Source organism: Nocardia thraciensis (assembly GCF_054782435.1).
Window position 1 is genome coordinate 16273 of record NZ_BAAGSM010000006.1, and the last position, 11012, is coordinate 27284.

Sequence of the window (11012 nt, forward strand, 5' to 3'; positions counted from 1 at the left end):
CTCCCGCCCGGTGAACGCGGCGACGTCGATCGTATTGCGGCGCGATTCGATGCCGGGCGATGCCGATATCGGTGTCAGCGAAGACCGGGTCAGCGGCTCGCCGTAGCCCAAGCACAAGCCGACACTCAGGGCTGGGTCTCGACCGGACGTTCCAGGAACGCGGTGACCATCGGGGCGAGGATCTCGGTACGGTGCACACCGGTGACATGCGATGCCCCGGGGATGATCCCGAGTTCTGAATCCGGCAGTCCCGCCGGAGTGTCACCCATGATGCCGCCGCCCAGCAGCCGGAACACCTCCACCGCGTGTTCGGGCCGGACGATGTCGGAGTCGGCGATGATGTTCAGGGTCGGCGCGGTCAGCGCGCGAACCTGCTCGGCGGGCACCGTCGGCACGTTGGCATCCATCTCCTTCACCCGCGCCACGAGCTTCGGAAAATCTTCCGGCCGTGGCGCATCGACGAGATAGGCGGTGTGAAACGGGCTGCCGTGCAACATCTCCGGCTGCAGTTCGGCGATGCCCTCCAGGGTGCCCGGGTGCAGGCCGTCGGGGCCCAGCCCACCCGAAACGAGCACCAGTGTGCGTACCACGTCCGGATGGCGGATGCCGATATCGAGCGCGACACTCGCACCCATGCTGTAGCCGAGCACGTCGGCGCGCTGGATGCCGATCTGCCGCAACAGTGCGGCCGTATCCTCTGCCATGGACGTGCTGCGCAGCGGCCACTCGATATCGGCGGTGTGCCCGTGCGCCTGTTGCTCGACGGCGATGACCTGCCGTCGTTTCGCCAATTCCGGTATGAGAGAGCCGAAGTCGGTACTGATGCCGGACAGCGCACCGTGCAGCAGTACCACCGGCGATTGCTCGGTCGGCTGACCATGCACCTCGTAGTACATGTGCAGGCCGTTGACATCGGCATAGCGGCCGGGGACAGGCTGCTCGGGTGCGGCAGCGCCGTCACTTCCGCAGGCGGTGAGAACAGCGGTGGTCACGAGGGTGATCAGAGTGCGTTTGAAAATGTCGGAAGCTTTCGGTAGGTCGTCGACCGGCGCCTCGTGCTCCAGTCGATCATGCAGACGGAGTGCGCTGGTGGGACTCATCGCCGATCGGTGAGACGCCGCGCAATGCGTCGGTCGCATGAGCCAGCGCGTTCGTGGACGTGGTGACGAAATCGAGGAGTACCGCCAGCGGTTCGGCGTCCCGGCCCGCGAACTGCTCTTGCATCGCTCGCCCGAGTCCGGCGAACAACGGCGAAACCTGTTGTGCGGCCTTGGCGGTGATCTCGACGAGGACCCTCCGGCGATCGTCCGGATCACGCCGACGTGCGACGTACCCGGACCGCTCGAGGCGATCGATCACGGCGGTCACAGCCCCACCGCGGGTGATGCCGACGTGCCGCGCGAGCTCGCCCGGAGTCAGCGGGCCTTCCATACTCAGCAGGTTCAGACAGCTCAGGTCGGTGACGGTGATACCGGCACGCTGCGCGACGGCCGAATGGAACAGCACGGTCCGCGTCGCCTGTACACGCAGCACGAGCTGTAGCGAGTTCAGGGTCTCACTCCGGGACTTCCCTGATGTCATACGCCACGACCCTTCCTAATATCTCTAAAACAGAGAGACTCTCAAAGAGAGAGTACATAGGTCGAGGAGATCAGGGCAATGACGGTCAAACGCGCCATTCCCCTGTGGCTGCTGGTGATATTCGTCGGAATCCAGTTCGGAGCGGGCTGGTACGAGAAACTCGCCGTGATCCCACTGTGGGTTGACGCGCGCCCGGACCAGGTACTCGACGCCATGAACGAATCCGGTTTCCATCAGGCCGGCCGTGCGTTCTGGCCGTTCGTCTCTCCGGTCGTCGCGCTGTTGTCGTTGATCAATCTGTAGCTGGCGTGGCGCACCCCTGTCGCCTTCCGGCGCTGGTGGCTGGCCTCGGCGGGCATCATGGCCGCCTACTCGCTGTCGTCCTACGGCTATTTCGTCACCCAGGTGCTGATCTTCCAATCCGGGGGCGACGACTGGACACCAGAGCGAGTGGAGTCGTTCATCGACACTTGGACCACGCTGAACTATCCACGCATGGTGCTCGGCGGGATCGGCTGGCTGTGCGGGTTGCGGGCGCTTTCACTCTCGGGCAACGTCACCCGAACCGCGTCAACGGTGGTCGAGCCGGATTCCGTGACGGAAAGGTAGCAGGCCAGTATTTCGCGGGTTTCTCGCAGGCAGGTGATGCGGGAATCGAGGGAGTCCAGTTCAGCGCGGAGCAGAGAGAGCATGTCGGGATGGGGTTCGAGGGTGGGGGCGGGGCCGTGCGCGCAGGGCAGGATGTCGCGAATTGCCCGGGTGGGTAGACCAGCGGCCAGCAGAGCACGGATCTGGCGGACGATATCGGGGGCGGTCGGACCGTACTCGCGAAAGCCGCCGCCGGTTCGTTGCGCCGTGAGCAGCCCCTGCTCCTCGTAGTAACGAAGCAGCCGATGACTCACCCCCGTACGTTGGGCCAGTTCACCGATTCGCATTCCGACTCCGCCGCTCCGAGTTGACTCTCACATCAGTGTGAGATTTTAGCGTGGGTCCATGACAACGCAGAGCACGAGTGAGTTCCTGGGATCCGTCTACGGAAGCGGCCCCGGCATCCTGCTCGCCCACGGGGCGAGCAGCGACATCGAAGACAGTTTCGGCCCGATCGTGCCGAGGTTGGCCGAGGCGAACACCGTCATAGCGGTGGACTACCCGGGGTCGGGGCGCACGCCGCGCGCGACAACGCCGTTGACTCTCGACGGCCTGGCCGACGGCCTGGTGAGTGCAGCGCTACAGGCCAGGCAGGAACAGTTCGCCGTGGTCGGTTTTTCTACCGGGGCCGCAGTGGCAGTGCGGATCGCGACTCGACACCGTCAACGGGTGACCCGGCTGGTTTTGTCGGCGGGATTCGCTCATCCCAATGCGCGTCTGCGGTTGGTCGTCGCCACGTGGCGCAGACTGGCCGCTTCCGGCGATACTCGGTCGTTGGCGGCGTATCTGACCTTGCTCGGCTGGAGTCCCGGATGGCTCGACACCAGATCGGACGGTGAGATCGGCGCACTAGTCGACACGATCGATTCAGTCGTATCGGCCTCGCATGCAGTCGAACTCGCGACCAGCATCCCGAATGCCCGGTTCGTCGAACTCGATTCCGGACACGCACTCGCCAGTGAACGCCCCGCCGAATGGGCAGAGGCCATCAACGTGGCTTCAAGGACGAATCATGAGACCACGTATCGATGAATCCCGAGGTCACTCAGGCCGGTCTGCGGACCCCTCTTCCCAGTGCGAAATCAGCTTCGTCTACCAGTCGACCGCAGCGGATCCCCCGGTCGCCTGTATTCCGTCTTCGATGTGCCCGCCGTGGGCACGTCGAGGGACGGAACGCGATAGAGTCGGGGCACGGGAGGGACCCGTCGTTCGCGCAGGTCAGACATGGTGCTTGAATCGTGAACTAGTTGCCACACAGAGAAACCCCAGGTCACGTGTCGCAGGTTCGCATCATCCGGGGGTTGCTGCCAGCTAACACCGCAGGTCGAAGCGGCAACCCAAGTCGGCACGCTCGGCAGCTACCGAGTACGCCCACCGCAACCAACACCGCTGAGCAATCACTCTAAGCCCGCTCGGGTCCGACTCCGGGACCGAACCAATTCTTTCGGTTGCACGTCCCGATGATCGGCTGGACCGCTGGTACCGGCGGTGACGATGATGGCATCGTCGGCGTAGCCGAGCACGGGAACCACGTCCGGAACGAGATCCAGCGGAAGGCCGGATAGGCCAGCAACAGCCAGAGCCGGACCCGGACGCTGCGCGGCAGGCCGCGATCGGCGACCAACCCGGCGCACAGGCTTCACACCGACGCACGTTTCCCGGCGAACCGCGCCTACCTGCGTGCTCAGCTCGCCTGTGCGGCGTCGATGACGGCCTTCGCCGAGCAGGAGTCATCCACGATGGAATCTCTGAAGCCACGGCGCATTTTCCACTGCCCACGTTTTTGATCACCGAGGCGGCGCTGCCGCCCGGGTCCACGGTCCATTGCTGTGCCGGACCAGCGCAAATTCGATGGCGGATTCTCGCTGACCGATGGTCGTTGTCCCGGCGCGGCAATTCATCCCGGCGCCTTCACCCACATCGAGATCTTGTTCTAACCGAAGCCCTGGGTATCACGCAATCGGATGCGGCGCATACGCGAGATGTAGGAGCCGGCCAGCGGCCACGTATGCGCGCACCGTATAGAGACCATGCGTCACAGTGCATTCCGTGTGCAGCTCCGACTGGTGAACATGAATAGCGATCCAGATTCAGGATCCCCCTCGCCGCCAGCCCCGGTTGGGTGATGAGTCACTGCAGTGAAATGGGGTGGGTTATGGGGCGGGACCGTTGCGGCCTCGACCGCGCGGGATGTCACCGCGTCGGATGTCACCGCGACACATCGACGACGAGAAGAAGTGGGCGGGGAAGGTCCGCGTCATCTGGCGATGATTCTCGACGGCAACCGCCGCTGGGCGGCGGCACGTGGATTGGATCCGGTGGACGGGCACCGCGAGGGCGCCGAGCGACTGTTCGAGACGGTGGGGTGGAGCGAGCAGGCCGGGGTCCAGACGCTGACGTTGTGGGTGCTGTCGGCCGACAATCTGCACCGTCCTGCTGAAGAGGTCGACGGGCTGCTGCCCTTGATCGCCGAGGTTGTCGACACACTGGCCGCCCGGCAGCGGTGGCACGTCCGGCATCTCGGTCGCATCGAGCTGCTACCGCAGTTCCTGCGAGAGAGCCTGCATCACGCCGACTCCGCCACCCGATATCTCGAGGCGCGGATGACGGTGAACATGGCCGTGGCCTACGACGGGCGCCGCGAGATCATCGATGCCGTGCGCGCCGTGCTGTCGGAGCTGATGGCGAACCCGCCGCAGTCGGGGGTGCCGGAAGACGGATGGGACCGGCGCCTCAGCGAGCACCTCTACACCCGGGGGCAGGATGACCCGGACCTGATCATCCGAACCTCCGGGGAGCAACGCCTGTCCGGGTTCATGCCCTGGCAGGCCGCGCACGCGGAGTTCTACTTCTGTCCGATCCCCTGGCCAGCGTTCACCCGCAGCCACTTCCACGACGCCCTGCGCTCCTACACCACACGCCACCGCCGCTACGGCCGCTGATCGAGGAGAATCCCCATGCCTGTCGTCGATGACTTCTGCGTCCCGTTCGCCGCTCACATCCACCCGAATGCCGCCGCGGTACATCCACACCACCTGCGCTGGCTCACCGACAACGAGCTGCTGCCCGAGCGAGCGGTCCCGCAGTACGAGGGGTGGAAGCTGACCGAGTACGCCGCGCGGACCTACCCGTGGGCCAGCGACACCGATCTGAAGACGGCGTGCGACCTGTACGGATGGTGGGGCTTGTTCGACGACTGCTTCGACGCCGCCCAGGGACTGAACCTGCAGCAGACCCGAGCTCGCACCGCCACCATCGCCGAGGTCATGCGCGGTGGTGGCGAACTCGCTTACCCCGACGACGTGTTCGCCCGCTCCTTCACACAGGTCTGGGCGGTCCTGACCGACGGCATGTCTGCGTACTGGATCGACCGCCACCGCCGCCACTGGCAGAAGTACCTGGACGGCTATGCCTGGGAAAACACCACCCGCGACAGCGGCCGCATTCCCGAGCTCGCCGAGTACCTCGACCAGCGGCGCTGGAACATCGTCATGGACCCCTGCTACGACCTCATCGAACGTTTCAACCGCGCCGAACTTCCCGCAGAAGCCGCCGAGGACACGCGGTTCGACGCCTTGCACATGCTCGCCACGAGGGTCGTACTCATCGTCAACGACACCTTCTCGGTGGAGAAGGAAACCGAGACCGGCGATGCCGACTACAACCTGCTCACCCTCCTGTCCCATCACGAGCTCCTCTCCTTCGACAGGCCGTCACGCGCGCCAAACGGCTCCTCGCCAACACCGTCGAGCAGTACCTCGACGTCGAAGCGGACTATTTGTCGACCTGGTGGCACAAGGGCCTGCCCACCGCACAGATGCACACCCTCGAGACCCTCACGACCGGTCTGCGTGTCTGGATGCGCGGCAACATCGACTGGCACCTGGCCACCCACAAGTACGGACCCACCGTGCCATGAGCCATAGCGGCTCATATTCCGCGGTGACCGCGACCACGACACGGAGATTTCACGATGCAGATGCTCCCTTATCGCCGCTACCGCGACCACGCAGGTCCATCTGCCCTGTCCCGCATCGCCTCCCACCTCGCCTTCTGGTACGCCTACCGCGACGCCCGCACAGACTTCCCATCTGGAACCACAAGGCCTACCTAACCCGGCCTCGCCAACCGGCGATCACATCCGCGCGCAATGCGTGATGCGCATGGTTGGCATGCGTGCAGGTGCCTTCTCACGGCGATCACGGTGGTCGATCGTGGAAAGCGGACAAGGTGACCGCCTTTCCCAGTTCTCTGCGCCAGAGGTGACTACCCATGTCGACGACTACGACCGCCGCGCCGACCAGTGCGGATTCATCACAGGAGCTTCTGGTTCGCGCACGCGAGCTGCCGCACTACCGCCACACCTGCGCAGCAGCGAGCTGACCACGCTCGCACACCTGCTCGCCCATCGGAACCGGTGACCCGCACAGGCGGACGGCCCACATCTGCCGCATCGGACTGCCGACCGCAACAGGATGACACGGTGAGCACATTTGGGCTGGTGCAGATTGCCCTGCACTCTCCCGAAATCGCAACACCGACGCATAGCGTCGGCCGGCGGCGCGAACCGGTCCGGGCACCCGGACCGTGCACAGTTCCGCCCGCAGCGCGGACTCGATCAGCGACCGGCCAGGACTTGGCACGTGGTATTCGGAAATGACATGGCCGTCATGCTCCGATGTCCATGGCGGTCGGATGCAAATCGCGTCGTGATCTCGTCGTGCCCTATACGGTGCATCGTTGTCCTACTTTTGATCTTGTGGACAGCACTCCGCAGAGAATCCGCCTGGACAACGGCTGCGGTTGTCGGACATGACAACCCAAGTGACTATTCAGCCGACCATCACCGAGCACAACCCCGCCACCGGCGACCACGCCGCGGTGCCGCTGGCCTGGCTGGGACCTGTCCGTATCACGGGCAACACGATCACCGCCGAACTCGATGTCCCGCTGGCCACCTACGAGACCCCCTTGTGGCCGTCGGTGCGCCGCGGCGCCCGCGTCTCCACCCTGTGCGAAAATGGCATTGTCACAACGGTTCTCGACGCCCTCGCCGGATTCGGCGGCGGAATGGCCATCGGATCAGGCTTCTCACATGGTGACCGGAACCCGCGGCATGTCGACGAATGGGGGAGTATCCGTGAAGCCCGTGACCGAGCTCTTCTTGCCCGAACTCCTTCGCTGGCCCACAAGGTCACCGGGTCGTGGCACCCCCCGTGGCGGTCGTGTCGCCGAGGCGGCTCGGGTCCCGCATCGGACTATGCGCTACGGGCATGGCCGCTATGCGCGCAACGGCATTCAGTTTCCGAAGTCGTCGGCCGAGTCTGAAGGCACGGTCGGCAGAGGCAAAGGGAAGGATCGATGGTGTCCCATCGAACAATCGACACCGCCGACGGCACCGAATCCATAACGCTCGAACTGCCGGCCCTGCAGTGCACGTTCGACCGTGGCATGAACCCGGGGTTCGGGTTGACCGACAACGCCCGGCTTGTCGACGAGGCATTCGATCTGATCGGTGTACCGGTAAGCGGCAGTCGCCGATCTTATACTCACGGATGTCGATTCTATGAATGGATATGCGCGGTCTATCCGATTGCCGAGAAACAGGATCTGCAACCCTGGCTCGAATTCACGGTACCGCTCACCGTGCTGGCTGAACTCGGCAAGAAAAAGGTTGCCGACCCCGCATTCGTCCGTGATCTGTGGATCGATCTCGGGCACGCGATCAGCGGATTCCACGACCCCGCTGTTGCGACTCCCCGAGCCGGAACCACCCATACTGCGCTGCCGGAAACCCTGATGACCGCGGTCGCCGGTATGGTCGCGCCGGCGGCCTCTCATTTCCGGCAGGGGATCCTCGCCGCTATCGAGCGTCAGCTCACCTCTCAGGTCACTCACGCCGCGTGGGACAATGCACCCACCGACAGCCCGTTGATGTCGCTGTCGCTGCAGGATTTCCTCGACTTCCGTATCGACAACTACAGCACGCCCCTCTATACCCTGGGCATTCCCCACCTCAACCGCGCTCGGCTGTCGACCGACCTCTACACCGACCCCCGTTATCACCGTGCCGACCGGCTCGCCACCACACACATGACCTTGGTCAACGACCTGTACTCCCTCCGCAAAGAAGTCGCCCTGGATTTCGACGACCTCGCGGCCACTCCGAACCTGGTCGTCTACAACGTCCTCCACACCGGTATGTCCTGGCAGCGGGCGCTCGACGATGTCGTGGACCGCGTTCGGGCGGTCGAGCACGACTATATCCGGCTCCGCGAATCCTGGCTGGCGGCCGACAATTCTGCATCGTTGCGTGCCGCGCTGCGCGGATACGAGTACATGATGGCGGGCAACCTTTACTACATGCTCACCAGCCCGCACTACCAGGGACGCGGATCCCAGGGCATCTATGCTGGCGGGCAGATCGTGCTCAGCAAAGCCGATTCGGCCAACTTCTGACCGGTTTCCGGATACACCGTGTCGCGGTAGAAGTGGCAAATAGATTCATCGACTGGGTGACGATCTCGGTCTCATTCTGCATGAGACCGGTGAAGTCGAGGATGCGGAACGCGAATACGAACAGGTGTTAGCCGGTCAATCAGCACGAGGGGCTTCGAGCCGGTCTTGCCCAGGTCGACTGACCCGGTCCTGGTCATTGTCACCAGCCCAAACGGGCGATTTTCGACCCGGTGGGTGGGCAGAGTCCGAGTTGAACCGGCGTATGCACCGACTTCTCGCACCAGCAAGCCGCCTTGTGCTGGGGCACTGCCATGACGATTGCCATTCGAAAGCTGAACAGCCGGTCATTGGCCGACACAGCAGCCGGTATCGCATCGACGTTCCTTTTCGCCGGTCCGTCAGCCTACGCAACGCCGCCCGACGAACCCCGACGACTTCTCGAACTCCACAGGAGGGCTCATCGCAGGCCAAGCCCATCTGGGCCTGCCATAGCCGAACAATAGCGATGGCCTACGGCTGGGCTTGGGCAACATCGGTCGCGTGCGCGTGTCGGACCCATGTAGCGTCACGGCGGCGTTCGTCAGGCGGACTTGTCACTAGCGCCGTCGCACGCCCGGTCGCGCGACATCGGCGCAGCGACGCAGATCACAGGTTGCATTTGCGAATCATTTGCTAACGTCTCGCTGGCGTATCGTCGAAGATCTAGGTGTGATCGCCGATCACACTCTCGAAAGGGGAGTCCCGAGGAACCGCCGCTCGGAGCGAAAGGTCATCTATGCAGTTCTTTCATGGGATCAGCAACGCTATTGCCCAATTCATGATGGGTGCACCGCAAAACGTAGTCGTCGACTGGTTGCTGTCCTCGATCGGGCAAGGTCCATACGCCTGACTCCGCACGCCAGCACTTCCGATCGTTCCCCAAGGAGGATCAAATGAAGCAGCGTGCAGCGATACTGATCGCAGCGGTGAGCGCCACACTGGCGACACCCATGCTGATGACAGCAACCGCGAACGCCGATGTGTGGCAACCTGCCCCGGGTATTTCGATCTGGGTGCCAGACGGCTGGTTCCGGGGCCTGCCCGGCGTCATCGCCACCCCGCCGCCGGGGCCGCCACCGATCGAAGGCACGCCCTGCGAAGGCGACGGTCACTGGGTGCACCTCGACGGCGGCAACGCCGCCCACTACGGCACCGAATGGCTCTGCGCGCATTGACACGCGCCTGAATACAAGAAGGCCCGCCAACGCAGTTCAGCGAGGGCGGGCTTTCCGTATGGACTACGAAGGCGTGAGGCAATCCCAATGCCGGGCGGCGGCGCTCTGCGGGGCGAGGTCGACGCTGGTGTAGACGAGACCCGCGTCCGCGAACGCGATGCCGTCGCGGGCCCTGGGCTGCAACCGATCTCGAGCAGGTCCGTGATGCCGTCCCGCCGAGCGGGTCGAGATACTCGGCGCGACGCAGCACGCGTTGTGGCGGCAACCCGCGTGCGGCGCGTTGGCGAATCGCGTTGTCGTAATGGGCGATCAGGTCAACCTCGCGTTAGGCCCGCGGTAGTCGATCCATGCAGACATCTCCCATCCTGCTGGGCATCCGCGTCCCGCCCGAGGCATAGCCGGCCCCGGAACACCGATCAGCCACGCAGTGACGGTGGATGAGGCCGTTGATCTGGCCAATGAGGTCAAGGCCCGAGGCGCCGGCGGCATGTCGATTTGGAGCCTGCGCAAGCAGCCCCAACCAGGTACACCGAGTGCCCATAGCCTCTCCCAGACCATCTACGACACCCTGGTCCTGGGCGACAGTACGGAGCCGTGGCCGTGGGCAACTCCTGAGATCGAACGACGCGGAAATCTAGCTCGAGCATTCCCAGACCCCGCGCGTCACACCGAAATTGGAGGGACTCCCGATAGGAATGGGGGTTACAAATTCGCCCGTTCGTCACCGAGAGTCCCTTCGTCAGTGAACCGCTCCGACTTCGTCCTCTCAACCGCGGCGAACCGCGGAACCCGCATGGTCCCCGGTGCTTGCGGATGCTGAGCTGTAGCGGATCTCAACCCCACCGCCGGGCCACACACTCAGCGGCTAGAAGAGTGCGTTCGATCCTGCCCGCCGCTGTCGCCTGAACCGCAGGATGTTCGAAAGCCTGTCAGCCCGGCAAGCCAACCGTGACGACGCTGTTTCCCCCGATTGCCCACTGCAAATCCGGGACCAGCAGTTCTGCTGTCGCATGGCCGTTTTCGCCGGGAAGAATCGGTTCGTTGTAGATGTCGGCTGCCAGGAGGAAGGGACCACTTCGGAGCCGTTTTTGCCATGAGCATGGGACCACC

At 64.2% G+C, this 11012-nt stretch carries 11 protein-coding genes and 2 pseudogenes; 8 read left to right on the plus strand and 5 right to left on the minus strand.

Going from position 1 to position 11012, the window contains the following annotated elements:
- Window positions 1–125 precede the first annotated feature (125 nt).
- Window positions 126–992 carry an alpha/beta fold hydrolase gene (locus ACYVLQ_RS00775; RefSeq protein ID WP_460695382.1) on the minus strand — a complete coding sequence of 289 codons (867 nt, stop codon included), beginning with the start codon at window positions 990–992 and terminating at the stop codon, window positions 126–128.
- A gap of 76 nt (window positions 993–1068) precedes the next feature.
- Window positions 1069–1581: a MarR family transcriptional regulator gene (locus ACYVLQ_RS00780; RefSeq protein WP_460695383.1), complete on the minus strand. Its 513-nt coding sequence runs from the start codon at window positions 1579–1581 to the stop codon at window positions 1069–1071.
- A gap of 78 nt (window positions 1582–1659) precedes the next feature.
- Between ACYVLQ_RS00780 and ACYVLQ_RS00785 the strand changes: the two genes are divergently transcribed.
- Together ACYVLQ_RS00785 and ACYVLQ_RS00790 are read left to right on the plus strand one after the other, a co-directional pair.
- Complete coding sequence (locus tag ACYVLQ_RS00785; RefSeq protein ID WP_460695384.1) at window positions 1660–1884, plus strand: hypothetical protein; 225 nt, start codon at window positions 1660–1662, stop codon at window positions 1882–1884.
- Window positions 1885–1941: 57 nt separating this feature from the next.
- Entirely contained in the window at window positions 1942–2190 is a 249-nt protein-coding gene (locus ACYVLQ_RS00790) for a hypothetical protein (RefSeq protein ID WP_460695392.1), read from the plus strand.
- A 140-nt stretch (window positions 2191–2330) separates the two neighbouring features.
- On the opposite strand, the pseudogene ACYVLQ_RS00795 reads toward ACYVLQ_RS00790, so the two are convergent.
- Window positions 2331–2516, minus strand: a pseudogene (locus ACYVLQ_RS00795) (MerR family transcriptional regulator); the annotation flags it as partial.
- A 58-nt stretch (window positions 2517–2574) separates the two neighbouring features.
- Between ACYVLQ_RS00795 and ACYVLQ_RS00800 the strand changes: the two are divergent.
- Window positions 2575–3261: an alpha/beta fold hydrolase gene (locus tag ACYVLQ_RS00800; RefSeq protein WP_460695385.1), complete on the plus strand. Its 687-nt coding sequence runs from the start codon at window positions 2575–2577 to the stop codon at window positions 3259–3261.
- A gap of 458 nt (window positions 3262–3719) precedes the next feature.
- Here the strand turns inward: ACYVLQ_RS00800 and ACYVLQ_RS00805 are convergent.
- Window positions 3720–3853, minus strand: a pseudogene (locus ACYVLQ_RS00805) (DUF1232 domain-containing protein); the annotation flags it as partial.
- 613 nt (window positions 3854–4466) lie between these two features.
- Between ACYVLQ_RS00805 and uppS the strand changes: the two are divergent.
- The 5 genes from uppS (at window position 4467) to ACYVLQ_RS00830 (ending at window position 9902) form a co-directional block, all read left to right on the plus strand.
- Window positions 4467–5171, plus strand: coding sequence for a polyprenyl diphosphate synthase (gene uppS / locus ACYVLQ_RS00810; RefSeq protein ID WP_460695386.1), 705 nt, complete (start codon window positions 4467–4469; stop codon window positions 5169–5171).
- A gap of 15 nt (window positions 5172–5186) precedes the next feature.
- Entirely contained in the window at window positions 5187–6155 is a 969-nt protein-coding gene (locus tag ACYVLQ_RS00815) for a terpene synthase family protein (RefSeq protein WP_460695387.1), read from the plus strand.
- Window positions 6156–7041: 886 nt separating this feature from the next.
- Entirely contained in the window at window positions 7042–7557 is a 516-nt protein-coding gene (locus tag ACYVLQ_RS00820; protein WP_460695388.1) for a hypothetical protein, read from the plus strand.
- A 33-nt stretch (window positions 7558–7590) separates the two neighbouring features.
- Complete coding sequence (locus ACYVLQ_RS00825; protein ID WP_460695389.1) at window positions 7591–8688, plus strand: terpene synthase family protein; 1098 nt, start codon at window positions 7591–7593, stop codon at window positions 8686–8688.
- Between the two features lie 932 nt (window positions 8689–9620).
- The gene (locus tag ACYVLQ_RS00830) at window positions 9621–9902 is read left to right on the plus strand and encodes a hypothetical protein (protein ID WP_460695390.1); all 282 of its coding nucleotides are present in this window, start codon (window positions 9621–9623) and stop codon (window positions 9900–9902) included.
- Between the two features lie 929 nt (window positions 9903–10831).
- On the opposite strand, the gene ACYVLQ_RS00835 is transcribed toward ACYVLQ_RS00830, so the two are convergent.
- On the minus strand, window positions 10832–11012 hold a 181-nt coding region (locus ACYVLQ_RS00835; protein WP_460695391.1), incomplete at its 5' end, for a hypothetical protein.